Origin of the sequence: Aeromonas molluscorum 848, from assembly GCF_000388115.1 — a bacterium.
GTDB classification, from domain to species: Bacteria; Pseudomonadota; Gammaproteobacteria; order Enterobacterales; family Aeromonadaceae; genus Aeromonas; species Aeromonas molluscorum.
Map to the genome: position 1 here is coordinate 24,892 of NZ_AQGQ01000001.1, position 26,391 is coordinate 51,282.

At 63.8% G+C, this 26,391-nt stretch carries 22 protein-coding genes and 1 pseudogene; 4 read left to right on the forward strand and 19 right to left on the reverse strand.

The window, feature by feature from the left end:
• Window positions 1-99 precede the first annotated feature (99 nt).
• The 10 genes from cysG to G113_RS00190 form a co-directional block, all read right to left on the reverse strand.
• Window positions 100-1,500 carry a siroheme synthase CysG gene (gene cysG / locus G113_RS00145; RefSeq protein ID WP_005890644.1) on the reverse strand — a complete coding sequence of 467 codons (1,401 nt, stop codon included), beginning with the start codon at window positions 1,498-1,500 and terminating at the stop codon, window positions 100-102.
• A gap of 12 nt (window positions 1,501-1,512) precedes the next feature.
• On the reverse strand, window positions 1,513-2,325 hold the full coding sequence (gene nirC / locus G113_RS00150; RefSeq protein WP_005890645.1) for a nitrite transporter NirC: 813 nt from the start codon (window positions 2,323-2,325) through the stop codon (window positions 1,513-1,515).
• A gap of 56 nt (window positions 2,326-2,381) precedes the next feature.
• Window positions 2,382-2,699: a nitrite reductase small subunit NirD gene (nirD, locus tag G113_RS00155; RefSeq protein WP_005890647.1), complete on the reverse strand. Its 318-nt coding sequence runs from the start codon at window positions 2,697-2,699 to the stop codon at window positions 2,382-2,384.
• Window positions 2,699-5,245 carry a nitrite reductase large subunit NirB gene (gene nirB / locus G113_RS00160; protein WP_005890648.1) on the reverse strand — a complete coding sequence of 849 codons (2,547 nt, stop codon included), beginning with the start codon at window positions 5,243-5,245 and terminating at the stop codon, window positions 2,699-2,701. The genes nirD and nirB overlap by 1 nt, the downstream gene beginning before the upstream one ends.
• Window positions 5,246-5,488: 243 nt before the next feature.
• Window positions 5,489-6,577: an ABC transporter permease gene (locus tag G113_RS00165; RefSeq protein WP_005890651.1), complete on the reverse strand. Its 1,089-nt coding sequence runs from the start codon at window positions 6,575-6,577 to the stop codon at window positions 5,489-5,491.
• Window positions 6,578-6,581: 4 nt separating this feature from the next.
• Window positions 6,582-7,691, reverse strand: coding sequence for an ABC transporter permease (locus tag G113_RS00170; protein WP_005890653.1), 1,110 nt, complete (start codon window positions 7,689-7,691; stop codon window positions 6,582-6,584).
• Window positions 7,688-9,442: an ATP-binding cassette domain-containing protein gene (locus tag G113_RS00175; protein ID WP_005890656.1), complete on the reverse strand. Its 1,755-nt coding sequence runs from the start codon at window positions 9,440-9,442 to the stop codon at window positions 7,688-7,690. Before G113_RS00175 ends, G113_RS00170 begins: the two co-directional genes overlap by 4 nt.
• The gene (gene hlyD, locus G113_RS00180; RefSeq protein WP_005890659.1) at window positions 9,439-10,407 is read right to left on the reverse strand and encodes a secretion protein HlyD; all 969 of its coding nucleotides are present in this window, start codon (window positions 10,405-10,407) and stop codon (window positions 9,439-9,441) included. Before hlyD ends, G113_RS00175 begins: the two co-directional genes overlap by 4 nt.
• Entirely contained in the window at window positions 10,404-11,036 is a 633-nt protein-coding gene (locus tag G113_RS00185) for a TetR/AcrR family transcriptional regulator (RefSeq protein WP_005890661.1), read from the reverse strand. The genes hlyD and G113_RS00185 overlap by 4 nt, the downstream gene beginning before the upstream one ends.
• A gap of 216 nt (window positions 11,037-11,252) precedes the next feature.
• The gene (locus tag G113_RS00190) at window positions 11,253-12,173 is read right to left on the reverse strand and encodes a LysR family transcriptional regulator (RefSeq protein ID WP_005890664.1); all 921 of its coding nucleotides are present in this window, start codon (window positions 12,171-12,173) and stop codon (window positions 11,253-11,255) included.
• A 188-nt stretch (window positions 12,174-12,361) separates the two neighbouring features.
• Here G113_RS00190 and G113_RS00195 point away from each other — a divergent pair.
• A pseudogene (locus G113_RS00195) lies at window positions 12,362-13,755 on the forward strand (MFS transporter).
• Between the two features lie 68 nt (window positions 13,756-13,823).
• Here G113_RS00195 and hslU read toward each other — a convergent pair.
• The 4 genes from hslU to argS all read right to left on the reverse strand — a co-directional run bounded on the left by hslU (window position 13,824) and on the right by argS (window position 18,539).
• Complete coding sequence (hslU, locus tag G113_RS00200; protein ID WP_005890667.1) at window positions 13,824-15,152, reverse strand: HslU--HslV peptidase ATPase subunit; 1,329 nt, start codon at window positions 15,150-15,152, stop codon at window positions 13,824-13,826.
• 67 nt (window positions 15,153-15,219) lie between these two features.
• On the reverse strand, window positions 15,220-15,753 hold the full coding sequence (gene hslV / locus G113_RS00205; RefSeq protein ID WP_005890671.1) for an ATP-dependent protease subunit HslV: 534 nt from the start codon (window positions 15,751-15,753) through the stop codon (window positions 15,220-15,222).
• A 224-nt stretch (window positions 15,754-15,977) separates the two neighbouring features.
• Window positions 15,978-16,790 carry an SPOR domain-containing protein gene (locus tag G113_RS00210; RefSeq protein ID WP_040318781.1) on the reverse strand — a complete coding sequence of 271 codons (813 nt, stop codon included), beginning with the start codon at window positions 16,788-16,790 and terminating at the stop codon, window positions 15,978-15,980.
• A gap of 3 nt (window positions 16,791-16,793) precedes the next feature.
• Window positions 16,794-18,539 carry an arginine--tRNA ligase gene (gene argS, locus G113_RS00215; protein WP_005890675.1) on the reverse strand — a complete coding sequence of 582 codons (1,746 nt, stop codon included), beginning with the start codon at window positions 18,537-18,539 and terminating at the stop codon, window positions 16,794-16,796.
• Window positions 18,540-18,853: 314 nt separating this feature from the next.
• Here argS and G113_RS00220 point away from each other — a divergent pair, with 314 nt between their 5' ends.
• The 3 genes from G113_RS00220 (at window position 18,854) to G113_RS00230 (ending at window position 20,929) form a co-directional block, all read left to right on the forward strand.
• Window positions 18,854-19,420 (forward strand): LON peptidase substrate-binding domain-containing protein, encoded by a 567-nt coding sequence (locus G113_RS00220; protein ID WP_005890678.1) that lies wholly within the window; start codon window positions 18,854-18,856, stop codon window positions 19,418-19,420.
• Between the two features lie 193 nt (window positions 19,421-19,613).
• Window positions 19,614-20,189, forward strand: a complete 576-nt coding sequence (locus G113_RS00225) for a sigma-70 family RNA polymerase sigma factor (protein WP_005890680.1) — start codon at window positions 19,614-19,616, stop codon at window positions 20,187-20,189.
• Between the two features lie 86 nt (window positions 20,190-20,275).
• Window positions 20,276-20,929, forward strand: coding sequence for a ChrR family anti-sigma-E factor (locus G113_RS00230; protein WP_005890682.1), 654 nt, complete (start codon window positions 20,276-20,278; stop codon window positions 20,927-20,929).
• Between the two features lie 96 nt (window positions 20,930-21,025).
• Here G113_RS00230 and bacA read toward each other — a convergent pair whose 3' ends face one another.
• From bacA to G113_RS00255, 5 genes are all read right to left on the reverse strand, one after another.
• Window positions 21,026-21,841 carry an undecaprenyl-diphosphate phosphatase gene (bacA, locus tag G113_RS00235; RefSeq protein WP_005890684.1) on the reverse strand — a complete coding sequence of 272 codons (816 nt, stop codon included), beginning with the start codon at window positions 21,839-21,841 and terminating at the stop codon, window positions 21,026-21,028.
• A gap of 115 nt (window positions 21,842-21,956) precedes the next feature.
• Window positions 21,957-22,952 carry an aldo/keto reductase gene (locus tag G113_RS00240; RefSeq protein ID WP_005890686.1) on the reverse strand — a complete coding sequence of 332 codons (996 nt, stop codon included), beginning with the start codon at window positions 22,950-22,952 and terminating at the stop codon, window positions 21,957-21,959.
• Window positions 22,953-23,054: 102 nt separating this feature from the next.
• Window positions 23,055-24,038: a galactose-1-epimerase gene (locus tag G113_RS00245; RefSeq protein ID WP_005890689.1), complete on the reverse strand. Its 984-nt coding sequence runs from the start codon at window positions 24,036-24,038 to the stop codon at window positions 23,055-23,057.
• A 103-nt stretch (window positions 24,039-24,141) separates the two neighbouring features.
• The gene (gene galK, locus G113_RS00250) at window positions 24,142-25,293 is read right to left on the reverse strand and encodes a galactokinase (protein WP_005890691.1); all 1,152 of its coding nucleotides are present in this window, start codon (window positions 25,291-25,293) and stop codon (window positions 24,142-24,144) included.
• Window positions 25,290-26,336, reverse strand: a complete 1,047-nt coding sequence (locus tag G113_RS00255) for a UDP-glucose--hexose-1-phosphate uridylyltransferase (RefSeq protein WP_040318785.1) — start codon at window positions 26,334-26,336, stop codon at window positions 25,290-25,292. Before G113_RS00255 ends, galK begins: the two co-directional genes overlap by 4 nt.
• Window positions 26,337-26,391: the final 55 nt, after the last annotated feature.

A 26,391-nucleotide genomic window follows, 5' to 3' on the forward strand; every position in this document is an offset into this window, starting at 1 on the left:
AATGGCGACTTTTATCACGACATCCATGGGGCGATATTCAGCATAAAACGCGGCCACTCTGGCCGCGTTTTTCCTGATCCAAACTGAGGCTATCCACCTTCAGGCCGAAACCCTCTCTCCGGGGGCGTGCTGCCCGAACCAGGCGAGCTTGTCGGCCAGCGTTACTACGGTTCCCACCATGATGAGAGCGGGACTATCTACCCCGACAGCTAGCTCCGGCAACTGGTCGAGGGTGCCGCGGATGACCCGCTGATTCGGCTGGGTGCCGCGCTCGATCAGCGCCACCGGGGTGTCGCCCTCCTTGCCGTGGGCCAGCAGTTGCTCGCGGATTACGGCGCAGGAGGAAAGCCCCATATAGAACACCAGTGTCTGCCTGTCTTTGGCCAGCAGGGGCCAGTCGAGATCCTGGGCACCGCCCTTGCCGTGGGCGGTGACGAAGCGCACGCTCTGGGCGTGATCGCGATGGGTGAGAGGAATGCCCGCATAGGCCGCGCAGCCGCTCGCCGCCGTGATCCCCGGTACCACCTGGAAGCCCACGCCGCTACCGACCAGGGTCTCCAGCTCCTCGCCGCCACGGCCGAAGATGAAGGGGTCGCCCCCTTTCAGCCGCACCACCCGCAGCCCCTTCTTCGCCTCCTCCAGCAAGAGTTGGTTGATGCCCTCCTGGGGCACGCAGTGGTTGCCCGCCTGCTTGCCGACGAAGATGCGTTTGGCATCGCGCCGCACCAGCGCCATCACCTCGTCCGACACCAGCCGGTCATGGACCACCAGGTCCGCCTGCTGCATCTGACGCAAGGCGTGCAGGGTGAGCAGACCGGGATCCCCCGGGCCGGCTCCCACCAGTACCACCTCGCCAGCGCTCTGGCTTTCATCGGCAAACAGGTTGTCGGCCAGCTGGTGGGCAGAGGCTCTATCCCCCCGAGCCAGCGCCTGACCGAGCCGATCCGCCCCGAGCAGCCGCTCCCAGAAGCGGCGTCGCTCCCCCATGGTGGCGAAGCGGGCCTTGACCCGATCCCGCAGGCTGCCGGCAAAGGCCGCCACGGCCCCCAGGTGCTGGGGCAGCAGGGCTTCGAGCTTCTCCCGCAGCAGCCGGGCCAGTACCGGGGCCTTGCCGCCGGAGGAGATGGCCACCATCAGCGGCGAGCGGTCGATGATGGACGGCATGATGAAGCTGGAGCGCTTGGGGTCATCCACCACGTTGGCGAAGATCCGCGCCTGATTGGCGCTCTGGTAGACCAGGGCGTTCACCTCGCGCCGATCGGTGGCGGCCACCACCAGCCACTTGCCCGCCAGTTGCTGAGGCGCGAATTCACCGGCCAACCACTCGATGCTGCCGTTGGCAGCCAGTTCCGCCAGCTCGGGGTCTAGCTCGGGAGAGACCACTGTCAGCCGGGCACCGGCATCCAGCAGCAGGCGCGCCTTGCGCGCCGCTACCTCGCCGCCGCCGACCAGCAGCACGGGTTTGTTGTCGAGTCGGCAAAAGATGGGCAAGTAATCCATGGGGCCTCCTGATCAGGCGGTTTGGGTCTGGCTGGCAGTGGTGGTGGTCTCGCTCACCGCGACCGGGCGCTCAGCCTTGGGGGTGGCATACCAGTAGCCGAGGCCCATGAAGAGGGCGCCGGAGACGGTGTTGCCCAGGGTCACCCACAGCAGGTTGTGGCCGATGCCGCCCAGGGTGTAGGCCTCGGAATGGGCACCGAACCAGGAGAGGGCGAACAGGGTCATGTTGGCGACCGAGTGCTCGTAGCCGGAGGCGATGAAGGCCAGCAGACACCACCAGATGGCGATGAACTTGGCGGCGCCCTCGGTACGCAGCGCCATCCAGATGGCGAGGCAGACCAGCCAGTTGCAGAGGATCCCCTTCATGAACAGGGTCAGCGCCGGTGCCTGGGTCTTGGCCAGCGCCACCTTGTGGGCCAGGCTGCCCGCGTCCGGCAGCAGGCTGCCGCCGTAGGAGTAGATGAGCGCCACCACAACGGAGCCAATCAGGTTGCCCGCCCAGGTCTGGGGCAGGATGCGCAGCAGGTCGGCCATGGCGATCTTGCCGGTCTTCACCCCGAAGGTGAGGAACATGGTGTGGCCGGTGAACAGCTCGGAGCCGGCGATGATGACCAGAGTCAGGGCTATGCCGAAGGTGGCCCCCATCACCAGCGGACGGATGCTCGGATCCACCAGGTTGCCCAGGGTGAAGATAAGGATGATGCCAAGGCCCACATAGGCCCCCGCCATGGCGGAGCTGAGCCAGAAGCCGAGCTTGTCGCTGCGCTCGAAGCGGTTGATACGGGCCGCGTTGGCGGCGCACTTGTTGATGGTGTCGGTATACATCTTTGTTTCCTTCAAGAGGGCCGCCCGCGGGCAGCCCGAAAGAGAGTGAATCGGCTTTAGACGGCGACCCAGACCTGCTGGTCGCGCACTTCAACGGGATAGCTCCGTACCGACATGGCGGCATTTTCGAGGCAGTGGCCGTCGCTCAGGCGAAAGTGCTGCTTCTTGAGCGGGCTGGCGACCCAGAGCTCACCCTCGTGTTCACCTACGATGCCGCGCGACAGCACGTTGGCGGCGAAGAAGGGATCCCGGTTGTCGATGGCGAACACCTCGGCGGCCGCGCTAGGGCGGAACAGGGCGATCTGGCGACCTTCCAGCAGGGCACAGACGCCGGTTCCCGGCAGGATGTCGTTGAGTTGGCAGGCAAGTTTCATCATTTTGTTTCCACCTCGATCTGATAGACGGGGATGCGCTCGGCCGGGGTGGCGGGTCTGTGCTGGTCGCGTTCGCTGACGAACTGGACGTCCGGGTCGCGCTTGTCGCTGTTGATGAAGTGGCTGAAGCGTTTGAGCGCTTCCTCTTCATTGAGGGTGCGGGACCATTCGCACTCGTAGCTGTCGATCAGGGTCTGGATATCGCGCTCCAGGGTCTCGGCCAGCCCCAGCTTGTCGTCGACGATCACCTCGCGCAGGTAGTCGACACCCCCTTCCAGATTGCCGAGCCAGACCGAGGTGCGCTGCAGTTTGTCGGCGCTGGTGACGTAGAACATCATAAAGCGGTCGATCAGCTTGATCAGGGTTTCGCGGTCGAGGTCGGAGGCCAGCAGATCGGCGTGGCGCGGTTTCATGCCACCGTTGCCGCCCACATAGAGGTTCCAGCCCGCGTCGGTGGCTATGATGCCGACGTCCTTGCCCTGGGCTTCCGCACATTCACGGGTACAGCCGGAGACGCCGAACTTCATCTTGTGGGGGGTGCGAATGCCCTTGTAGCGGTTCTCGAGGAAGACCCCGAGGCCGACGCTGTCCTGCACGCCGAAGCGGCACCAGGTGCTGCCGACACAGGTCTTGGCCATGCGCAGCGCCTTGGCGTAGGCCTGACCGGTCTCGAAGCCCGCCGCCAGCAGCTTGCGCCAGATGGCGGGCAGATCATCCTTCTGGGCCCCGAACAGGCCGATGCGCTGGGCACCGGTGATCTTGGTGTAGAGCTGGTAGTCGCGGGCCACTTCGGCCACCGCCAGCAGCCCTTCCGGGGTCACCTCGCCGCCGGCCATGCGCGGGATGACGGAGTAGCTGCCGTCCTTTTGCATGTTGCCGAGGAAGATGTCGTTGGTGTCCTGCAACTGGGTATTGAGCGGGCTCAGCACATAGTCGTTCCAGCAGGAGGCGAGGATGGAGCCGACGGTCGGTTTGCACACCTCGCAGCCATGGCCGTGACCGTGCTTGGCCAGCAGCTCGTCGAAGCTCTTGATCCCCTCCACCTTGACCAGGTGGAACAGCTCCTGACGGGAGTAGGGGAAGTGGCCACAGAGGTGGTTGTTGACCTCGATGCCCTGCTTCACCAGCTCGGCGTTGAGCACCTGGCTGATGAGCGGCACGCAGCCGCCGCAGCCGGTGCCGGCCTTGGTGTGCTGCTTGATGGCGGCCAGGGTGGTGTGACCCTCGGCCACCGCCTTGGCGATGTCACCCTTGGAGACGTCGAAGCAGGAGCAGATCTGGGCGCTCTCAGGCAGGGCATCCACCCCCAGCGTCGGCTTGGCCCCGGCGTAGGCTGGCAGGATCAGGGTGTCCGGGTGGCTCGGCAGCGGCAGGGCATTGAGCATCATCTGCAGCAGGTTGCCGTAATCTTCCACGTCACCCACCAGCACGGCGCCGAGCAATCGGCTGTTGTCTTCGCTCACCACGATCTTCTTGTAGACGCCGGCCTGATCGTCCTGAAACACATAGCTGTGGCTGCCCGGGGTGCGGCCGTGAGCATCACCGATGGAGCCGACGGAGACGCCGAGCAGCTTGAGCTTGGCGCTCATGTCTGCCCCCTCGAAACGGCTGTCGCCGCCGAGCAGGTGGTCGACGGTGATCTGGGCCATCTTGTAGCCCGGCGCTACCAGCCCGAAGAAGCGGCCCTGCCAGGCGGCGCACTCGCCGATGGCGTAGATGTCGGGGTCGGAGGTGAGGCTGTGATCGTCGATGACGATGCCGCCGCGCTCGGCGATGGCGAGATCACCGTAACGGCCGAGGGTATCTTGCGGGCGAATGCCGGTGGAGAAGACCACCACGTCTACTTCCAGCTGGCTGCCGTCGGCAAAGACGAGGCGGTGTTTCGCCTGCTCGCCGCCATGCATCAGGATCTCGCTGGTGCTCTTACTGGTGTGTACCTGCACCCCCATGGATTCAATCTTGCGGCGCAGCAGCTGGCCGCCCTGACCGTCGAGCTGCTCGGCCATCAGCACCGGAGCAAACTCCACCACGTGGGTCTCGAGACCCAGCGCCTTGAGGGCGCCGGCGGCTTCGAGGCCAAGCAGACCGCCCCCGATCACCACCCCGCTCTTGCCACTCTTGGCGGCGCTGCGGATGGCTTTCAGATCCTCGATGGTGCGATAGACGAAGCACTCGTGGTGCTGGCTGCCCTGGATGGGCGGCACCCAGGGGTAGGAGCCGGTGGCCAGCACCAGCTTATCGTACTCGACCACAGTGCCCTTGTTGGAGTGCACTTCGCGGTTGGCCCTGTCGATTTTTTTCACCGCTTCGCCGAGCAGCAGGCGGATGCCGTGCTTGTCGTAGAAGCCGGGTTTGACGAGGGAGAGATCTTCGCTGGTGTGATGGGAGAAGTAGGAGGAGAGATGGACACGATCGTAGGCGGGACGCGGTTCTGCACCGAAGACGGTGATCTCGAACCGGTCCGGATCGGATCGCTCGATCAACTCTTCGATGAAGCGGTGCCCCACCATGCCGTTGCCGATGACGGCCAGCCTGACTTTGCTCATGATTGCCTCTGATTTGGAGTAATAAAACATCATTCTGAAGCTAGGCTACCCAGTCGGCGGGGGCGGTCGATTGATGCAAATCAAGTGTCTATTTATATATCTCCTTAGGGGTAATTCGAGGGAATTCAAACTTATACATAAATGGGTATACCAGTTGACGGTTTCCGTGCCCGGCGCGGCCGCTGGCTCCGGTCGAGTTCCGGCATGGGGGCAAGAGGCCGACCCCTGGCAGGGGCCGGGTCATCAGGCAATATGGCGGCGGAACATGGCCAGCGCCAGGGAGAGGGTGACACCGGCGATGGCGAGCAGCGGCCAGAGCAGGGGCCAGGCCGCCGACCAGCCGAGATCCTTGAGGAAGACCCCCTTGAGCAGCAGGATGAAATGGCTTAGGGGGTCGATGGCCGCCAGCCACTGGAACAACAGCGGCATGTTCTCGATGGGGGAGACATAGCCCGAGAGGATCACCGCCGGCACCATGAAGGAGAAGACCCCGAGAAACGCCTGCTGCTGGGTCGAGCAGAGGGACGAGACGAAGAGCCCTATCCCCGCCAGCGCCAGGCCGTAGCAGACCATGCCCGCCATCAGCAGCGTGGTGCTGCCGCCAAACGGTACCTGATAGAGGAAGCGGGCCGCCAACGCGACTATGGTGCCCTGGCCCACCGCCACCAGAATGCCTGGCACTGCCTTGCCCGCCATGATCCAGCCCGCTGTGAGGGGGGAGACCAGCAGCTGATCGAAGGTGCCCTCTTCCCGCTCCCGCGCCACCGACAGGGCGGTGACGATGAGGCAGCCTATGGTGGTGATGATGGCCACCAGAGAGGGCAGTATGTGCCAGCTGAACTCGATGTTGGGGTTGTAGAGGTGGCGCACCGTGAGCTCCGGCAGCCCCTTGCCCTCGCTCTGCCAGCGGGCGATCACCTGATTGATGTAGCCTGCCGCCACCTGCCCCCCGTTGGAGCGGCGCCCGTCGATGATGAGCTGCAGTTTGGCCTGTTCGCCCCTGGCCAGGCGGCGGGAGAAATCCTGCGGGATGATGAGGCCGATCAGGGCCTGCTGCCCAGTGATGGCATCTGTCATCCCAGCTTCGCCCGCCACCGGCATCACAGTGGTGAAGGCGGGCATGTGGGTGAGGCGCTCGATGAGCTCCCGGCTCTGCGCCCCCCCATCCTGGTCGTAGATGGCCAGGGTGTTGCCGGTCACCTCCAGGGTGGCGGCGAAGGGGAAGAGGGCCGTTTGCAGCAGCACCGGCATGATGAGCAGGAAGCGTCCCTGGGTATTGCCCATCAGGGCCTGTAACTCTTTTCGGATCAGCCACCAGAGTCGGATCAGCATGGGGTCACTCCAGGGTGCGCCGCGTCTTGCGGGCGGTGAGGGCCAGCCAGAAGGCGGCCAGCAGCAACAGGCAGACGCCGTTGACCAGCAGGATGGAGAGCACGTTGCCCGCCTGGTAGAGGGTCTGCAACGAGCTCGCGAAGTAGCGGGCCGGGATCAGGTGGGTGATGGCTCGCAGCAGCGGCGGCATGCTGGCGATTTCGAACACGAAACCCGAGAGCATCATGGCCGGCAAAAACGCCGCCGTCAGTGCGGCCTGGGCGGCGTTGAACTGGCTGCGCATCACTGTGGAGAGAAAGAGCCCGAGCCCGAGGGCGCTGCCGAGAAACAGGGTGGTGAGCACGAACAGGGCGATCAGCGAGCCGCGCCAGGGCACCCCCATCACCGCCACCGAGAAGAGCAGGCAGATGAGCATGGCGGCGATGCCGAGCCCGTAGTAGGGCAGCAGCTTGGAGAGCAGCAGCTCTGTCTTGGTCACCGGGGTGGCGAGCAGGGCCTCCATGGTGCCGCGCTCCCACTCCCGGGCCACCACCAGGGAGGTGAGCAGGGCGCCTATGATGGTCATCACCACGGCGATGGAACCGGGCACCAGGAAGTTGCGGCTCACCAGCGCCGGGTTGAACCAGGCGCGGCTCTCCACCGCCACCGGCAGGGAGACTCCCTCCCTGACGAGCCACCCCTGCCAGATCCCCTGCACGTAGTTGGTGACGAAGTTCGCCGTGTTGGGTTCGGAGCCGTCGGTGAGCAGCAAGACCCTGGGGGTGCTGCCGCCCTGGCCCGCCATGGCACGGGAGAACCCCTCGTCGATCACCAGCAGGCCGCGGATCTCGCCGCGCGCCAGGCTGCCGAGCAGCACCTCCTTGCTCGGACCGTCCTGCACCTCAAGGGCGTTCGAGCCGCGCAGGGCCTGTTCGAGGCGGATAGCCGGTGCGCCGCCGTCGGTACGCCAGATGCCGAGGCGCAGATGGTCCACATCCAGATTGATGGCGTAACCCATCACCACCAGCAGCACCACCGGCATGATGAAGGCGATGAGGATGCTGCTCGGATCACGGACGATTTGCAGCGTCTCCTTGCGGCAGAGGGCCATCAGTCGCCGACGGTTGATGCTCATGCGTCCTCCTCGCTGGCCCGCTCGACCAGGGTGATAAAGGCCTCTTCCATGGTCGGCAAGGAGCCAGTTGGCAAAGAGGTCGCCGCCTCTTTGGCGGCCAGCCCCTTGAGATCGTCCGGGGTGCCGAGCGCCAGCAGCTTGCCGCGATAGATGAGGGCGATGCGGTCGCAATACTCCGCCTCGTCCATAAAGTGGGTGGTGACCAGCACGGTGACGCCGTGGTCGGCCAGCGCGTTGATGTGCGACCAGAACTCGCGCCGGGTTACCGGATCGACCCCGGAGGTGGGCTCGTCGAGAAACAGCAGCGGCGGCTCGTGCAGCAGGGCGCAGGCGAGCGATAAGCGCTGGCGCAGGCCGAGCGGCAGGGATTCCGCCTTCTGATCGAGCCAGGGGGCGAGGGCAAAGGCAGTCACCATGGCATCGATCCGCGTCTGCTGGTGGCGGCCGAACAGGCCGTAGATACCGGCGAAGAAGGAGAGGTTCTGGGCCACGGTGAGCTGCTTGTAGAGGGAGAACTTCTGCGCCATGTAGCCGAGGCGCTGGCGTGCCGCCGAGGGGCTGTGGGCCAGATCGATGCCGGTTACCAGCGCCTGTCCCTCGCTCGGGCGCAGCAGGCCGCACTCCATCTTGAAGGTGGTGGACTTGCCCGCCCCGTTGGGGCCGAGCAGCCCGAAGATCTCGCCGCGGCGCACCGCAAAGCTGACATCATCGGTGGCGGCAAAATCGCCGAAGCGCTTGGTGAGGTGGCGCGCCTCGATCACCGCCTCGGGGGAGACCCCCTGCGGCAGTTCGGCTTCCCGCATCCCGGCTGCCAGACTCGACTCCCCGCCGGGGCCGCCGCCGAGCAGGTCGATAAAGGCATCCTCCAGCCGGGGCTGGGCCGGTTGAAAGGCGCCGTTGGCGAGATGCAGCTCCGGGAGCGGTGGGGGCGTCATGCCCGGGTGCAGCAGCAGGCGAACCCGCTCCCCCGCCACCGCGCCATCCATCACCGCCGGGTGAGCCAGTGCCCGGCGCAGCAGGGCGCGCCGCTCGCGGCCATCCAGTTGCCCCGCCTCCAGCAGCCAGCAGCGGCTGGCCATGGCCCCCATCAGATCGGCTGGCGTACCGCTGGTGCGCACCTCGCCATCTGCCATCAGCAGCACGTGGTCGCACAGCTCCGCCTCATCGAGATAGGCGGTACTCCAGAGCACCGTCATTCCCCCCTTGGCCAGCTCGCGCACCATCTGCCAGAGGGCGCGGCGGGAGATGGGATCGACCCCGACCCCCGGTTCGTCGAGTAGCAGCACATCCGGGGTGCCGAGAAGGGCGCAGGCCAGCCCGAGTTTCTGCTTCATCCCGCCAGATAGCTTGCCCGCCGGTCGTGCGGTGAAGCGGGCGAGATCGGTGAAGGCGAGCAGCCGCGCGAAGGTGGGCGTGCGTTCGGGCTCCAGTACGCCGCGCAAGTCAGCGTAGAGGGTGAGGTTCTCCAGCACGCTGAGATCCTCGTAGAGGCCAAACTGCTGGGGCATGTAGCCGAGGCGCTGACGCAACAGATCCCCCTCGCTCATCGGATCCAGCCCCAGCACCCGGATGGTGCCCGCTTCCGGGATCAGCAGACCGGCCAGCAGGCGCAGTAAAGTGCTCTTGCCCGCGCCGTCGGGGCCCACCAGTCCGGTGATGCCGCCAGCAGGAATGGTGGCCGAGATGGCATTGAGGGCGACCCGCTCGCCAAAGCGTTTGGTGAGCCCCTCGAGGGAGATGGCGCAGCTCATGGCGCCAGCCTGACGGTGACCGGCATCCCTTGGCGCAGGGCCGGGTCGGGATCCTGCACCACTATGCGCAGCCGGTATACGAGGTGAGTGCGCAGGTCCGGCGTCTCCACCGATTTCGGGGTGAACTCGGCGGTGGGCGAGACAAATCCCACTACTCCGTGATAAGGCTGATCCGGCCGCGAGTCGGTGGTGAGAGTTACTTTGGCGCCGCTCGGGAAGTGGCCGAGCCAGGGCTCCTCCACATAGGCGCGCACCCAGACCGGCGCGGTCAGGGAGAGGTTGAAGGCGGTCGCTCCGCTCTGCACCATGCTGCCGTTCTCGATGGCGCGGCTGATGATGATGCCGTCGCTGGGGGCGGTCAGGTTGGCATCTGCCAGCGCCAGTTCGGCACTGGCCAGCGCCGCTTTGGCTCCTTCCTGCTGGGCATCGGACTGGGCAATCTCTTCCGGGCGGTAGCCGGTTTCGAGCTGGGCGAGCTGTTCGCGTGCCGAGCGTACCTGCGCCTGGGTCTGATCCCGCTGGGAGCGGGCGCTGTCGAGCTGGCCACGGGAGATGGCGCCGGTCGCCGCCAGCGCACTCTGGCGACGCCACTGCTGCTCTGCCTCGAGGGCGGCCGCCTCGGCGGCGGCCAGCTCGGCCCGTGCCCTGTCGGTCTCTTCCCTGCGATACCCCTTGTGCATCATGGCGTTGGCCGCTTCAATCGCGGCCAGATTGGCGCGGGCGTTGTCGCGCTGGTGGGCGAGGGGCACGGGATCGAGACGGGCCAGCGGCTGACCCGCCTTGATGGCGTCCCCCTCATCGACCAGCACCTCGCTGACCCTGCCGCCGACCCTGAATGCCAGGTTCACATCGCGGATGTCGACGTTGCCGTAGAGGATGGAGCCGTCGGCCGGGCGGCCCTGCCACCAGAGGTAGCCACTGAGCAGGGTCAGCAGCACGGCCAGAATGGCGATGCGTTGTTTCATGCGGGATCTCCTTCGGAGCGGCGCAGGCCGCGCAGGGCCCATACCAGGCGTTGCCGGGCGGCCTCGGGATTGTCTATCTGGGACAAAAACGGCGCCGCCTCCGGAGGCAGCCAGCCGAGCTGGCGACCGCCACCGGCGATCACCAGGGGCAGACCGACGGAGCCCATGATGAAGATCATCAGCTGCAACGGGTTGCCCGCCACCAGGGATCCCTCCACCTGCGCCTTCTGAACCTGCTCGAGCAGCAACAGGGGGTGGCGGCGCGGCAGGCTCAGCAGAAAGCGCTGGGCCGCGCTCTCGCCGGACAGGGCATCGCCAAACAGGTGATTGATGAAGCTGCGCTGGCGCGCTACCAGGGCGATCACCGCCACCATGGTGGCCTCGAAGGTCGCCAGGGCAGAGGGGTAGGTGCCGCGGGCAGCCACCGCCTTGAGCTCATCAAAGAGGGGGGCGTACCAGAGCTCCACCAGCTCGTCGATGAAGGCGTCGCGGTTGCCAAAGTGATAGACGAAGGTGCCGAGATTGACCTCGGCCGCCGCCGCCAGCTCGCGCACCGTGAGGCCGCGCAGCCCCTTGTCGGTGGCGATCGCAAGGCCCGTATCGAGCAGTTTTTGACGAGTGGGGTGCATCTAGCAGCGCTCCTGTTGCACAGATTTTGATCTGAATTATACGCATGTATAAACTCGAGGGAAGGGGGCGGACCGATCTTTTCTTGAACAAGGGTGAGCGGCTCTGTGTGACGGAGGGAAAAGGCGGGCGTAGAGAGTCGGAGCCCTCGGGATCCCGGGCAGCCGCGCCGTGCTCCCCGGGCGGCCAGGAGGTGGATTTGCCTGCCGCCGGGGGGATCAGCTGTCCCTGATGTCCCCTCCATAGGGGGCCTGGGCGCAGGTCTCGCGGATGAGGGCGCGCAGCCAGCGGTGGGCCGGATCGGCGTCCAGTCGTGGATGCCAGAGCAGGGCCAGGGTGATCCCGGGCAAGGGGAAGGGCAGGGGCAGGGTCACCAGATCGGCGTGCAGGGCGGCGCAGTGCAGGGCGGGGACGGTCGCCACCAGATCGCTGCCTCGCACCAGCGCTAGCGCAGTGGCAAAGCCCGGCACCAGGGTGGCGATGGTTCGCTCGAGCTTCAGGGCTGCGAGCGCCTCGTCGATGGGGCCCTGCTCCAAGCTACGCCGCGACACCATGATGTGGCGGGCGGCAGCATAACGGGCGGCGGTCAGAGGGCCTTCGCACAGGGGGTGGCCCGGTCGCACCACGGCGACGAAGCTGTCCTGGAACAGCGCCTGGGTATGCAGCTCGGGCGCCGTATGGGTGCCGATCACGCCGGTTTCAAAATCCAGCTCGCCGCCGCGCAGAAGGTGGCTCTCCTTGTCGGGCTTGGCCATGAAATGCAGCCGTACCCCGGGTGCCTCGGCGGCGAGCCGGGTCAGCAGGGCCGTACCGACCGCCTCCACGAAACCGTCGCTGGATCTCAGCCGAAAGGTGCGCACCAGGTGGGCCGGGTCTATCTCCTGCTGGGGGCGCAGCACGGCCTCGGCCTCCTGCACCAGCTGGCTGACCCGCTCGCGCAGGGCCAGCGCACGCGGTGTGGGCACCAGCCCCCGGCCTGCGCGCACCAGCAGTGGATCCCCGGTCGTGTCACGCAGACGGGCCAGGGCCCGGCTCATGGCAGAGGGGCTGAGGCGCAGCCGCCTAGCGGCCCTGGCCACGCTGCCCTCATCGAGCAGCGCATCCAGGGTCAGCAGCAGATTGAAATCGGGAGTGCTCATGGTGGTGCCCTCATCGGCCGGGTATGCGGAGTGACCAACTGATGGTGGTCTGATGCGTTCAGCATACGCGAGAATCCGGTTCTTCATATGGCGTACCGTGCAGCTATAAGTTGCAAGCCGTGCGTCTTCCGCCGCTTCATCCCTCCGGCTAGCCTTGTCGGCATCATAGTTCGCCGGAGGTCATGCCCATGTCACATTCCATCACAATCCCGACACCTTTTGCCCGCCGTGCAGGCTTGCTGGCGCTCGGTCTTGCCACCCTGTTGCCCATGCTGGCGGGGAGCATGGCCAACATGGCACTGCCTGCGTTGGGACAGGTGTTTGCCGTCCCCTTTGCCAGCGTGCAGTGGGTGCTGGTGGCCTATCTGCTGGGGATCACCTGTCTGACGGTGGTGGCCGGCCGGCTTGGCGATGGAGTTGGCCGGCGGCGCTTGCTGCTCTGGGGAGTGGCGCTGTTTGCGCTGGCATCTCTGCTGTGCGCCCTGGCACCCACCATAGGTTGGTTGATTGCGGCGCGCGTCCTGCAGGGCTCCGGGGCTGCCTGCATGCTCTCCCTGGCGCTGGCCATGGTGGGGCAGTTGGTGCCGCCAGCACGGCGTGGCTGGGGCATGGGATTGCTTGGCACTCTGTCGGCCTGTGGCACTGCCCTCGGCCCCTCCTTCGGCGGCCTGCTGATCGACGGGTTTGGCTGGCAGGCCCCCTTCCTGCTGCTGGTGCCCGTTAGCCTGCTGGCACTGGGCGCCGGCATGGTCGGCCTGCCCCCGGATGGCGCTTTGCCACAGAGGAAGAGGATCAATCTGGCGAGCCTGTCGATGCTGGTGGTGGCGCTGCTCTGCTACGGGCTGGCGCTGACCTCGGGGGGCGCTCTGGCGCTGAAGTTGGGGGTGGGAGCACTGCTTGTCACTGCTTTGTTCATTCGCCGCGAGCGCCTCGAATCCTCTCCTTTGTTGCCACTGGTGCTGCTGGCCGAACCCCGACTCAGGGGCGGCTTGCTCGCCAGTGCCCTGGTGGCCAGCGTCATGGTGGTGACCCTGCTGATCGGCCCCTTCTACCTGCATGGCATGTTCGAGCTCGACATGGCGACCATCGGGCTCATGATCTCGGGGGGGCCCCTGCTTGCCGCCTTGACGGGGATGCCTGCCGGCTGGTGGACAGGTTTGGTTCGCGCCGGATCGTGCGGCTGGGGTTGATGGTCATGACGATCGCAGCCCTTGGGCTGGCTAGCCTGACGGCTGGCTATTATGGTCCGCTCGGCTATCTGCTACCCATACTGCTGCTGACGGCCGGTTATGCATTGTTCCAGACCGCCAACAACAGCGCCGTGGTCGGTGGGGCGAGTGAGCAGGCACGGGGCGCCGTGGCGGGCTTGTTGACCCTGTCGCGCAATCTGGGCCAGCTGGCGGGGGCGGCCGGGCTCGGTGGCCTGTTTGCCACCCTGGTGGGGACGCACAATCTGAGCATGGCCATGCCGACCGATCTGGTGTTCGGTACTCAGCTTACCTTTGCCCTGACCGGTCTGCTCATAGGGTTGGCGCTATGGCTGGTGGGGCGCAGGGAGGAGGAGGCACTGATAGTGGTTTGAATGAAGGTGCATGGGACAGAAAAAAGACGCCTCCATGGTGGAGGCGTCAGTGCAGTGCCGAGACTCGCTTACAGGATGTAGCGGCTCAGATCCTCATCTTCGATCAGGGCTCCGAGGTGGGCGTTGACGTAGTCGGCATTGATGACGAAGGTCTCGCCGGATTTCTCGGAGGCATCATAAGAGATGTCTTCCATCAATCGCTCCATCACGGTATGCAGACGGCGGGCACCGATGTTTTCGGTACGCTCGTTGACCTGCCAGGCGGCCTCGGCCAGACGGCGGATGCCATCTTGAGTGAACTCTATCTTGACCCCTTCGGTGGCCATCAGTGCCTGGTACTGATCGGTCAGGGAGGCGTTCGGTTCGGTCAGGATGCGCTCGAAATCGCCAGTGGTCAGTGCGGTCAACTCGACCCGAATTGGCAGGCGGCCCTGCAGTTCGGGGATGAGATCCGACGGGCGAGCCACCTGGAAGGCGCCGGAGGCAACGAACAGGATGTGGTCGGTTTTCACCATGCCGTGCTTGGTATTGACGGTACAGCCTTCGACCAGGGGCAGCAGGTCACGCTGTACTCCCTCGCGGGAGACATCTGGGCCGGAGCTTTCGCCACGTTTGCAGATCTTGTCTATTTCGTCGAGGAAGACGATACCGTTGTTCTCGACGGCATGGATGGCTTTTTGCTTCAGCTCTTCCGGATTGACCAGGCGAGCGGCCTCCTCTTCGATCAGCGCCTTCATGGCCTCTTTGACCTTGAGCTTGCGCTTCTTCTTCTGACCCTGCCCCAGGTTCTGGAACAGCCCCTGCAGCTGGTTGGTCATCTCCTCCATGCCGGGCGGGGCCATGATCTCGACGCCCATCTGCTGCGTGGCCAGATCCAGCTCAATCTCTTTCTCGTCCAGCTGACCTTCCCGCAGTTTCTTGCGGAAGATCTGGCGGCTGTTTGAGTTGTCCGCCTTCTCCTCTTCGCCCCAGGTGTTGCGCGGGTTGGGCAGCAGGGCATCGAGAATGCGCTCTTCGGCGGCCTCCTCGGCGCGGTATTTGTTCTTCTCCATCTCGGATTCACGGATGAGCTTGATGGCCACATCGGTGAGATCGCGGATAATGCTGTCCACTTCCTTGCCAACATAGCCGACTTCGGTGAACTTGGTCGCTTCCACCTTGATGAAGGGGGCATTGGCCAGCTTGGCGAGGCGACGGGCTATTTCGGTTTTGCCGACCCCGGTCGGCCCTATCATCAGGATGTTTTTCGGGGTCACTTCATGGCGCATCTCTTCGCTGAGCTGCATACGGCGCCAGCGGTTGCGCAGGGCGACGGCGACGGCACGCTTGGCATCGGCCTGGCCGATGATGTGTCTGTCCAGCTCGTGGACGATTTCTCTGGGGGTCATCTCGGACATGATGGCATTCCTGTATCAGGGGCGGGCAGGCCCACCCCTTGCAAAATGGGGGCTTGGTTTGGCGGCCTTACTTGGCCGCGTAGTCCAGCACTTCTATGGTGTGGTTGCCGTTGGTGAAGACGCAGATGTCGCCCGCTATCTTGAGGGATTTCTCGACGATGGATTTGGCATCCAGATCGGTATTTTCCAGCAGGGCGGTGGCGGCAGACTGGGCGAAGTTTCCGCCAGAGCCGATGGCGATGAGGTCATGTTCTGGCTGCACCACATCACCGTTGCCGGTGATGATGAAAGATTTGTGCTCATCGGCGACCGCCAGCAGGGCTTCGAGGCGGCGCAGGGCGCGGTCGGTGCGCCAATCTTTGGCCAGCGCCACGGCGGCGCGCTCCAGATTGCCCTGATGCGCCTGCAGTTTGGCTTCAAAGCGCTCAAGCAGAGTGAAGGCATCGGCGGTACCGCCAGCGAAACCCGCCAGCACCTTGCCGTTATAGAGACGATGGACCTTGCGGGCGTTGCCCTTCATGACGGTGTTGCCCAGGGATACCTGGCCATCCCCTCCGATCACGACTTGGCCGTTGCGGCGGACTGAAACTATGGTCGTCACTTTACTTACCTCGCTTGAGCCGCTTCACGGCCATGACTGTGCATGAAAACAGAGATGGGGTTGCCGTTCCGGCTTTTCAACCCTGACTTGGCTTCGAGAGTGGGCCGTGAATTGGCAGGGGGTTCGGCTGTATATCGTTGAGGCGGGCTATCCGGGCAGGGAGCGCCAGGCAAAAAAAATGCGGCACCATGTTGCCACGGTGCCGCATTTTTCATTGTGGGTCGTCAGCCCTTCTTGGGGATGCAGCCACTGATGCCAGCACCTTGCAGCTTGCGGTTGGCCGCATCGGCCGCCGCTTTGCCGTTGAAGGGGCCCACCATCACCTTGTAGATGGCGCCATTGGCGGTATTGATGTTCTGCAAGCTGGCACTCAGGCCCGCGGAGAAGGCAATACGCGCCTTGAGCGACTCGGCAGAATCCTGCGAACGCAGGGCCGCACACTGCATCATGTAGCGGCCCGCATCGGTGGAAGCCGTCTGGGCCGCTTTTGCTTTCTGAGCCTGATCCTGCGCCAGCTCGGCACGCAGCTCACGCTCCATGCGATCCCGCTCGGCCTTGCGATCAATGGCCTGCTCCTGGGCACTGGCCACGGGGGCGCCGATCGGCTTGGGCTGATAAGGCTGCACCTGGCCGATGGGGGTGCCCGGCTGGGGGATCTTGGTTTCCACCGGCTTGGGCAGCTTCTCGGGCTGCAGGGTCAAGGTCGCCGCTGGCGGCGGGGGCAGCACCCCGGGCTGGGGTGGCGGTTCCACTATGTCGACCTGCTTGTTCTCAAGCCGTTCGATATAGCTCCATTTCTCCTGAGGCAGGTCATGGCCCTTGGGTTTGGGTTTGTTGGCGCGCACCTGCTCCTCTATGGTCGGGCCATCGGCGGCCTTGCCATTGATGAGGTAGAGGAAGGCTCCAAAACCGGCAACCAGCACCCCCGCCAGCAGGACGGGGATCAGCGGAAAGCGGCGGCGAGGTGGCGCCTTTTTGGCGTTACGACCACCGGCTCGTCTCCTCGAGCCACTCCCGACATAATCCCTTGTTGCCATGAATTACATGCGCTCCAGGGTATGAATACCCAGTACGCCCAGACCCAGTTTGAGTACCTTGGCGGTGGCGGCGCACAGCAGCAGTCGGCTCTGGCGAACGTCGGGATCGACGCCATCCTTGTTGATCGGGCAGGCTTCGTAGAAGGTCATGAAGTTGCCGGACAGCTCATAGAGGTAGGTACAGAGCAGGTGCGGCATACCGCGTTCGGCCACGCCGTTGACCGCATCAGAGAACTGGATCAGCTTCTGGGCCAGGGTCAGCTCGGCATCTTCATTGAGTGCGACCTTGCCACTGAGGCTGTCGGCTTCGACCCCGGCCTTGCGGAAGATGGACTGGATGCGGGTGTAGGCATATTGCAGATAGGGTGCGGTGTTGCCTTCAAACGACAGCATCATGTCCCAGTCGAAGATGTAGTCCGTGGTGCGGTTCTTGGAGAGATCCGCATACTTGACCGCGCCCATGGCGATGGCGTTGACCACGTTGGCCTTCTCTTCGGCAGAGAGGTCGCTGTTGCGGCTCTCCAGCAGGGCGGCGGCGCGCTCTTCCGCTTCATTGAGCAGGTCAACCAGCTTGACGGTACCACCGGAGCGGGTCTTGTAGGGACGGCCATCCTTGCCCAGCATCATGCCGAAGGCGTGGTGCTCGAGGGGCACGGCCTGTGGCACATAGCCCGCCTTGCGGGTGATGGTCCAGGCCTGCATCAGATGCTGGTGCTGACGGGAGTCGATGAAATACATGACACGATCTGCGCCCAGGGTTTCATAACGGTATTTGGCGCAGGCGATGTCGGTGGTGGTGTAGAGGAAGCCGCCATCGCTTTTCTGGATGATGACGCCCATGGGCTCGCCATCCTTGTTCTTGAATTCGTCCAGGAAGACAACGGTGGCGCCTTCGCTCTCGACCGCCAGCCCTTTGGCTTTCAGGTCGGTGACGATTTGGGGCAGCATGTCGTTGTACATGGACTCGCCCATGATGTCCTTGTTGGTCAGGGAGACATTCAGGCGGTCGTAGTTGATCTGGTTCTGTTCCATGGTCATGTCGACCAGCTTCTTCCACATGGTGCGGCAGTACTCATCGCCACCTTGCAGCTTGACCACGTAGTTGCGAGCGCGCTCGGCGAAGGCTTCGTCTTCGTCGTAGCAACGCTTGGCCTGGGTGTAGAAGGCTTCCAGATCCTTGAGCGCCATGTCGCTGGCGTGCTCGTTGGCCATCTTCTCCAGATAGGCGATCAGCATGCCGAACTGGGTACCCCAGTCACCGATGTGGTTGGCGCGGATCACCTTGTGGCCCAGGAACTCCAGGGCACGAGCCGCCACATCACCGAGCACGGTACTGCGGATGTGGTGCACCGCCATCTCTTTGGCTACGTTGGGGGCGGAGTAATCCACCACCACGGTTTGCGGGGTCGGCAACTTCACGTTGGCGTTGGCGCTGGCCACCATGGCGTCGACCTGACCGGTCAGCCACTGCTGATTGAAGAAGAAGTTGATGAAGCCGGGACCGGCAATCTCGACCTTGGCGATCAGATCAGAGGCAGGCAGGTGCTCAATGATGGCGGCCGCCAGCTCGCGCGGGTTCTTGCCAGCCGGTTTGGCGAGCAGCATGGCCAGGTTGGTGGCCAGGTCACCATGAGCCTTATCCTTGCATCGATCTACCAGCACTCGGGCTTCCAGCTCCGCTGGCAGCAGGCCTGCGGATTTGAGGTTGGCTACCGTCTGTTCAAGTAGATGATGAATATGCTCTTTCATGACTGACCACCGAGGTTATGCGTCGAAATATGACTGATATATAAGGGCGTGAATTTTACCCGCATCGGGCCGAGAAAACTATAGGGATGACCCTCCACAGCTGAGGCGGCGGATATTTCACTGCTTGGTGCGCAGCTTGGCAGGATATTGCGTTGTTGTCTGCGACTTATCCATTTCTACTGCATATCGAAGCGGCTTGTCCAGGCTATTTTCCCCTAATAGTGATAGGGGTTTTTATTCCTACTCGGTCTGAATGATCTGGCGAGTTTTCGGTGTCGTATCAGGAGAAGGCACACGAAACGGGATATTTAAGTATGAAACTGGCACTCTTTCCCCTCTCCGCTCATTTGCTGCCCGGTGGCGTCATGCCGCTGCGCATCTTCGAGCCTAGATACCAGCGGATGATCGCCGAGGCGGGCGACGCTGGCTTCGGGCTCTGCATGTGGGATGCCCGCCAGGGGGATGAATTGCGCAACATGTATCCTATCGCCACTCGGGTGCGGATCATCGATTTTGACAGGCTACCGGATGGCCTGCTGGGCATCACAGTGCAAGGAGTGGAGCGATTGCGTATCCAGCATCTCTGGCAGGAGCCGGATGGCTTGCGGGTCGGTGAGGTGGAGCCGCTGCCGCTCTGGCAGTGTGGCCGTCTGCCACGGGATCAGCGCAATCTGGCCCAGGCCCTGCGTGAGGTGTTCAGTGACTACCCCGAATATGCCGCTCTCTATCGTGAACCCGACTGGGACGATGCCTGCTGGGTCGCCCAGCGCTGGATAGAAGTACTGCCGATTCCCCCCGAACAGAAGCAGTGGCTGATGGCCTGTGAAGACTACAACCCCGCCCTCAATCTGCTGAGCAATCTGCTGGTCGCCAGTCACTGATCGAGGCGTTCACCCGTCACCTCCCGCTATTTCTCGGGCTGAGGGCGAATGTCTCCCTTGCCCAGAAAGAGTACGGCGGCGCTGATCCAGGAGCAGTGCCTGACCGTATTGATCTGCACGGTAGCAATCAAGGTAAGGTGCCATGGCATATACTGGCCAGTCACAACTGACTCACAGCAGGATCTCGCCCCAGATGGACACAGTCATAGGTGTTCCCGACCTTAAAACCCAGCTGATAAGGGTCGCCGAGTCTGCCGACAAGGTGGCCTTTGCCGCGCTGTTTCGTCACTTCGCGCCGCGCATTCGCAACTACGGGATGCGCCATCTTGGCAGTGAAGCCAATGCGATGGAGCTGGTCCAGGAGACCATGCTGCTGGTCTGGCAGAAGGCACGGCTCTACCACCCGGAGAAGGGGGCACCCAGCACCTGGATCTACACAGTGATGCGTAACCAGTGCTTCGACATGTTGCGCCGCCGCCGTGCCAGTCGTGAAGATCTGTGCGCCGAAGAGATCTGGCCCCTGCTGGAGTTTGGGGCCGATTTGCCCCAGGGGCCCGGTGGCGAGGATGCCGTGCTGACTCGTCAGATGGCTCATTACGTCAGTGTGTTACCTGAGCCTCAGCAGCAAGTGGTGCGTGGCATCTACCTGCAAGAGCTCTCCCAGCAGGAGCTGGCCGAGCGGCTTGGCGTACCGTTAGGCACCATCAAGTCCCGGCTACGGCTGGCCCTGCAAAAGCTCAAAGAGCAGGTGGAACGCCATGATGCATAGCCTCGTCATGACAAGGGTCATCCCTTTGCTGGGGAGGGCTCAGGAGGCCGCCTCGTTTCGACCGCACATATTTATGGAGCTGTATCATGATTAAATCCCATCCGACCGAGCAGATGCTGCGTGCCTTCGCGGCCAACGAGCTCCCCCTGCCCCTGGCGGTCGGGGTATCGGCCCATTGCGAGCTCTGCCCCGAATGTGCCGCCCGGGTGACGATGTGGGAGGCACAACTTGCCGAGGCACTCGAGGCCGCCCCCCTGCCGGATCAGGCTGAGCCCGGGCTCGATGCCATGCTGGCCATGATAGTGCAGCAACCCTTGCCCGAACTTGTCGCCGTGCCTCAACCGAGCCCCCAGCTCGAGGTGGCCGGTCAGCACTATCGTCTGCCGAGAGTGCTGGCCCGTTACCAGTCGCCCAAGTGGCGGCACTTTGGACCCGTGCGCCAACATAGCCTGCCACTCGGCGAGCTGGGGGTGCGTGCCAGCCTGCTACATATAGATGCGGGTGGCGCCATTCCCGAGCATACCCATCAGGGTTATGAGTTGACCTTGCTGTTGGCGGGCAGCATGCAGGATGGTGAGCAGCACTACGGGGCCGGTGATTTCATCTGGCGCGATAGCCGCCATGCCCACAGTCCGCAAACGATCGATGGCTGCCTCTGCTACACGGTGCAGGATGCCCCTATCCAGTTCACCAAAGGATTGTCGCGGCTGCTCAACGGTATCTCTGGGCATCTCTATTGAGGGGGTTAGGCTCGGCAAGGGCACCCCGCAATTAATGGATCAAAAAAGGGACCCTCGGGTCCCTTTTCATATTGCAGTCGACGTCGTCACGGCGGATTAATGTACGAACACCATATAGACGGCGAAGGCGATGACGAATCGATAGATGGCAAAAGGCACGAAATCGAGACGACGGATCAGCGCCAGGAAGGTGCGGATGGCGAACATGGCCACCACGAAGGCGGTGACAAAACCAACCGCAAACATGGGGAAGTCGGCCATGGAGAGGAAATCCCGGCTCTTGTAGAGATCCAGGCCACTCGCCGCGATCATCATGGGTACCGCCAGAATGAAGGAGAACTCGGCCGCCGCCTGACGACTGATACCCATCAGCATGCCGCCACTGATGGTGGCCCCCGAGCGGGAGAAACCGGGCCAGAGTGCCAGACATTGGAACAGACCTATGCCAAACGCCTGCTTGTAGCTGATGTCATCCAGGGTTTCGGAGCGTACCGCGGGGCGCTTCCATTCGGCTATCAACAGCAAGATGCCGCCGGCGACCAAGGCATACATCACCGTCTGGGGACCGAACAGGTTGGCCTTTATCCAGCTGTGAATGGCGAGGCCTATCACTACGGCGGGTAGCATGCCGAGGATGATGTGCACCAGGGAGAGGGTGGCGTGATCCTGGGATGGCTTCTGACCGAAATGTATGCCGATAAGGCCGAACAGGCGGCGCCAGAACACCACGACCACGGCCAGTATGGAGCCGAGCTGGATCACCACCTCGAAGGTGGCGGCCTTGGGACCTTCGAAGCCCAGCAGATGGCCGACGATGATCAGGTGACCTGTGGAGGAAACGGGCAGAAACTCGGTCAGGCCTTCCACTACGCCTAACACGAATGCGACAAACAGGGTGTAGTACTCTGTCATGGATCGGATCTCTTGGTTGTCTGGATATGATGCGCCCCCGCAAGCGGGGGCGTGCCAATGATGGCGGAAAACCACGCAGGCAACCAGAGAATATTGCCGCAGCGGCGCCGTTGGCTCAATCGAGGGCAGCCAGGATCCGTTGCTGCCAGGCCACATCCAGAGCGGGTTGGGTCAGGGCCTGAACGGCGCTTGATATCTGCTCCGGCCTGCTGGCGCCGATGAGGGCACTGCTGACCACGGCATCGCGCAGCACCCATTGCAGCGCCAGCTGTGACAGGCTCTGTCCGCGCTCCTCTGCCAGGGCATGCAGGGCACGTATTTGGCCAAGCTTTTCCGCCGTGAGTTGATCTGGCTTGAGGAAGGGACTAGGGCTGGCGGCACGGGAATCGGTAGGAATGCCTGCCAGGTAGCGGTCGCTGAGCAACCCTCCCGCCAGAGGGGAGAAGGCGACGACGCCCATGCCTTGCTCGCGGCAGGCTGGCAGGGTCTGTTCTTCAATCTCTCGCTGGAACAGGGAGTATTTGAGCTGATTGACCAGACAGGGGGTTCCCAGCTCCCTCAATCTGATGGCGGCCTGACAGGCCAGGTCGGCCGGGTAGTTGGAGAGACCGACATAGAGCGCCTTGCCCTGACGCACCATGAGCGCCAAGGCCTGACAGGTCTCTTCAAGGGGCGTGCGCGAGTCCGGCCTGTGGTGGTAGAAGATATCCACGTAGTCGAGGCCGAGTCGGCGCAGGCTCTGGTGCAGGCTGGCAAACAAGTACTTGGCACTGCCGCCATCGCCGTAGGGGCCATCCCACATCACATAGCCCGCCTTGGTGCTGATGATCAGTTCGTCGCGATGGGCGGCCAGATCTTGTCTGAGCAGGCGACCGAAGCTGGTCTCGGCACTGCCCGGCGGCGGCCCGTAGTTGTTGGCCAGATCGAAGTGAGTGATGCCAAGATCGAATGCCTGACGCACCATGGCGCTCATCCGCTCGGGAGCGGCCTCTGCTCCGAAGTTATGCCAGAGTCCAAGGGCGATGGCGGGCAGACGCAGGCCGTGGCGACCGACGGTGCGATAGGGTTGCTGCTGGTAGCGAGCCGAGTTGGCCTGATAGTGCTGATCCATACAAATTCCTTTTGATCATCAGTGTCATAGGTTTCAGCTGCCGGGCTGAGTCATTCACGGCATGGGAGCCTCCCCTGACCATTCAGCATCATCCTCGTGATGTCATGCCCCAGTCTGGGTGAGGGGCTCGAAGCGGTAGCGGGTGAGGTGATGATAGCGCTGCCCCGGCAGTAGCCAAGGATCCCCCAACTCGGGTCTGTTCGGGCTGTCCGGCAGCTGCTGGGCCTCCAGGCAGAGGCCGTCGTAATCCTGGTGAGGCTGCCCGCCACGACCTGGCGTCTTGGCCAGCCAGTTGCCGGTGTAGAGCTGCAACGAAGGCTGGTTGGTATGGACCTCCATCGCCATTTGCCTGTCTCCCGAAACTACTCGTGCGGCCCACTCCGAGGGGGGGGGCTTGAGCAGGAAAGCGTGATCGTAGCCCTTGGCCTGACGTTGCTGGGGGTGGCTCAGCCACTCATCCCCAAGGCGCCGCCCGCCGCGCAGATCGAAGGGCCCCTCGACCGCTTGCGGCGCCAGGGGCAAGCCGCTGGCATCTGTGGTCAGGAAGCGGTCCGCCTTCAGGGTGAGGTGGTGATCGCGGACATCACCGCCACCATCGAGGTTGAAGTAGGCGTGACTGGTCAGGCTGACCGGGGTCGGCGCATCCGTACTGGCCCAGCACTCCACCACCAGATCCCGCTGCTCTAGCCGGTATTCAAGCTCGAGCTTGAGGTTGCCGGGAAACCCCTGATCCCCGTCCGGGGAGAGCAGGCTGAGCCGCACCCGGCTGGCCTCCTGGGCGTCAATCTGCCACGTGCGGCGATGAACGCCATCCGCGCCTCCATGCAGGCAGTGGGGTGGCTGATTGGCATCCAGCGACCAGCATTGGCCGTTTCGCTCAAGGGTTGCGCCGCCGATACGATTGGCAAAGCGTCCCGCCATCGCACCCAGCCACACCTGCTGGGTTGGATAGTCGGCGTCGGTACAGCCGAGCAGCAGCTCCCGCCTCTCGCCACCAACCGGCAGGCTCAGGGAGCTCAGCGTGGCCCCAAAATCGAGGCCGCGCAGCCGCAGCCCGTACTCATTCTCCAGTTCAAAAGGGGTCATAGTCTGGCTGCCCCCGTGCAGGCAAGGCAGACAGCACTGTCTGCCTTGGCGCCGAATCGGGTCTGAGATCCGGCCTTGAGGGTGAGATTCATCAGTTGCCCCTTCATAGCCGACCTGCCCCGGCACTGGCACGGCAGACATAGCTATCGGCTTTCAGGCCGAAGCGGGCCTGATATTCCAGCTCAATGGCGGCGATCACCTCATTCAATCGCTCCGGCCGCAGCAGGGCGACCACGCACCCCCCGAAGCCACCTCCAGTCATACGCACTCCCCCTTCACTGCCAATCCTTGCCTTGATGATCTCCACCAAGCCATCGATGGGGGGCACGGTGATTTCAAAATCATCGCGCATGGCGGCGTGGGACTCTGCCATCAGGGTGCCGAGCCTGGGGAGGTCGCCGTTGGCCAATGCCTCTGCGGCGGCCAGGGTGCGGCCATTCTCGCCGACGATGTGGCGGGCACGGCGATAGCAGGCCTCGTCCAGCCCGGCCTTGTTCGCCTCCAGGGTGGCGTCATCGAGGTCGCGCAGCGCCCTGACACCGTAGTGACGGGCCGCAGTCTCACACTGTTGGCGGCGCAGGTTGTACTCGCTGTCGACTAGGCCGCGGCGCACGTTGGAGTTGATGATGAGCACAGCGAGATCCATCGGCATGGGGATCAGGCGGCTCTCCAGGCTGCGGCAATCGAGTAGCAAGGCATGGTCCGGCTTGGCGCAGGCCGAAATCATCTGATCCATGATGCCGCAGTTGCAGCCGACAAACAGGTTCTCCGCCTGCTGACCGTTGAGGGCTATCTCGGCCTGGCTGATGTCGAGGTTCAGCGCCTCCTTGAAGGCCTGGCCTATTGCCACCTCCAGGGAGGCGGAGGAGGAGAGTCCGGCCCCTTGGGGCACATTGCCGGAGACCACCAGATCCAGGCCGCGCAAGGGTTGACCCCGCGCTTGCAGGTATTTCACCACGCCACGGATGTAGTCGCTCCAACGCTGGTCGGGATGGTGCTCGATGGGATCATCCAGGGAGAACTCGTCGCGCTCTTCCCCGTAGTCGGCGGCGATGACTCGCACTGTGGCATCTTGGCGCAGGCCGATGGCGACGCAGGTTTCGTAATCGATGGCGCAAGGCAGCACGAAGCCGTCGTTATAGTCGGTATGCTCGCCGATGAGGTTGACCCGACCCGGAGCGCGGATCATCAGGTCGGCGGCCCGGCCAAATGCCTTCTGGAAGAGGGTGCTGGCCCTGTGGCTGGGGTGATTCATGGGGTGGATCCTCGCATCTTGTAGTGGACGGGGCTTAGGGCGCGCAGGCGTTCGGCGGCCTGCTCCGGGGTAAGATCGCGCTGGGTTTCGGCCAGCATCTCGAAACCCACCATGAACTTGCGCACAGTGGCAGATCGCAGCAGGGGCGGGTAGAAGTGGGCATGAAGCTGCCAGGCCTCGGGGCAAGTCGAGTGCGGCGGCGCGAAGTGCCAGCCCATGGAGTAGGGAAAACTGCATTCGAACAGGTTGTCGTAGCGGCTGGTGAGCTCCTTGAGGGCCAGGGCCAAGTCCTGCTGCAAGGCGGGGGTGAGGCTCAGCAGGGAGGGCAGATGGCTCTTGGGCAGGAGAAGGGTCTCAAACGGCCAAGCGGCCCAGAAGGGCACCACCGCCAGCCAGTGCTCTGTCTCCACGACGATGCGCGATCTGTCCGCCAGCTCCCGTTCCACATAATCGAGCAGCAGGGGGCGGCCGTGCTCGGCCAGCCAGCGCTGCTGGCGCTCCTGCTCTCTGGCTATCTCATTGGGAAGAAAGTTGCTGCCCCAGATCTGACCATGGGGGTGAGGATTCGAGCAGCCCATGACGGCGCCCTTGTTTTCGAATACTTGCACCCACTCCCACTGCTGGGAGAGCTCGGCCACCTGGTCGCGCCAGGTCTGGATCACCGCCTCTATCTCGGGCAAGCGCAGCTCTGGCAGGGTCTTGCCGTGATCCGGCGAGAAGCAGATGACACGACTGGTGCCACGGGCGGCCTCCAGTTGCAGCAGCGGATCCTGATCCATCTGCGCTGCCGGGGTGTCTTGCATCAGGGCGGCAAAGTCGTTGGTGAAGACGAAGGTGTCGCTGTAGTCGGGGTTCTTGTCGCCACTGACCCGGGTATTACCGGCGCAGAGGAAGCAATCGGGATCATGGGCGTGGCTCGGCGCCTCGCTTATCTTCTCAATCTGGCCCTGCCAAGGGCGCTTGGCCCTGTGGGGGGAAACCAGCACATACTGGCCGGTCAAGGGATTGAAGCGGCGGTGGGGGTGATCCAGGGGATCGAACATCATCACACCTCGTGACTGTTTGTCATGAAAAGGGGGTTACAGCGCCGGCCTTGGC

Excerpts from the sequence above, each read along its gene's own strand:
- G113_RS00175 (WP_005890656.1), bottom strand. The coding sequence starts at position 9,442 with ATGAGCTGCGCCATCTCCCTCGAGGGGCTCACCAAACGCTTTGGCGAG.
- argS (WP_005890675.1), bottom strand. The coding sequence starts at position 18,539 with ATGAAAGAGCATATTCATCATCTACTTGAACAGACGGTAGCCAACCTC.
- G113_RS00230 (WP_005890682.1), top strand. The coding sequence starts at position 20,276 with ATGATTAAATCCCATCCGACCGAGCAGATGCTGCGTGCCTTCGCGGCC.
- G113_RS00245 (WP_005890689.1), bottom strand. The coding sequence starts at position 24,038 with ATGACCCCTTTTGAACTGGAGAATGAGTACGGGCTGCGGCTGCGCGGC.
- G113_RS00220 (WP_005890678.1), top strand. The coding sequence starts at position 18,854 with ATGAAACTGGCACTCTTTCCCCTCTCCGCTCATTTGCTGCCCGGTGGC.
- G113_RS00225 (WP_005890680.1), top strand. The coding sequence starts at position 19,614 with ATGGACACAGTCATAGGTGTTCCCGACCTTAAAACCCAGCTGATAAGG.
- hlyD (WP_005890659.1), bottom strand. The coding sequence starts at position 10,407 with ATGAAACAACGCATCGCCATTCTGGCCGTGCTGCTGACCCTGCTCAGT.
- G113_RS00170 (WP_005890653.1), bottom strand. The coding sequence starts at position 7,691 with ATGAGCATCAACCGTCGGCGACTGATGGCCCTCTGCCGCAAGGAGACG.
- hslU (WP_005890667.1), bottom strand. The coding sequence starts at position 15,152 with ATGTCCGAGATGACCCCCAGAGAAATCGTCCACGAGCTGGACAGACAC.
- G113_RS00190 (WP_005890664.1), bottom strand. The coding sequence starts at position 12,173 with ATGAGCACTCCCGATTTCAATCTGCTGCTGACCCTGGATGCGCTGCTC.
- nirC (WP_005890645.1), bottom strand. The coding sequence starts at position 2,325 with ATGTATACCGACACCATCAACAAGTGCGCCGCCAACGCGGCCCGTATC.
- G113_RS00255 (WP_040318785.1), bottom strand. The coding sequence starts at position 26,336 with ATGTTCGATCCCCTGGATCACCCCCACCGCCGCTTCAATCCCTTGACC.
- cysG (WP_005890644.1), bottom strand. The coding sequence starts at position 1,500 with ATGGATTACTTGCCCATCTTTTGCCGACTCGACAACAAACCCGTGCTG.
- nirB (WP_005890648.1), bottom strand. The coding sequence starts at position 5,245 with ATGAGCAAAGTCAGGCTGGCCGTCATCGGCAACGGCATGGTGGGGCAC.
- G113_RS00165 (WP_005890651.1), bottom strand. The coding sequence starts at position 6,577 with ATGCTGATCCGACTCTGGTGGCTGATCCGAAAAGAGTTACAGGCCCTG.
- G113_RS00210 (WP_040318781.1), bottom strand. The coding sequence starts at position 16,790 with ATGGCAACAAGGGATTATGTCGGGAGTGGCTCGAGGAGACGAGCCGGT.
- G113_RS00185 (WP_005890661.1), bottom strand. The coding sequence starts at position 11,036 with ATGCACCCCACTCGTCAAAAACTGCTCGATACGGGCCTTGCGATCGCC.
- G113_RS00240 (WP_005890686.1), bottom strand. The coding sequence starts at position 22,952 with ATGGATCAGCACTATCAGGCCAACTCGGCTCGCTACCAGCAGCAACCC.
- bacA (WP_005890684.1), bottom strand. The coding sequence starts at position 21,841 with ATGACAGAGTACTACACCCTGTTTGTCGCATTCGTGTTAGGCGTAGTG.
- nirD (WP_005890647.1), bottom strand. The coding sequence starts at position 2,699 with ATGAAACTTGCCTGCCAACTCAACGACATCCTGCCGGGAACCGGCGTC.
- galK (WP_005890691.1), bottom strand. The coding sequence starts at position 25,293 with ATGAATCACCCCAGCCACAGGGCCAGCACCCTCTTCCAGAAGGCATTT.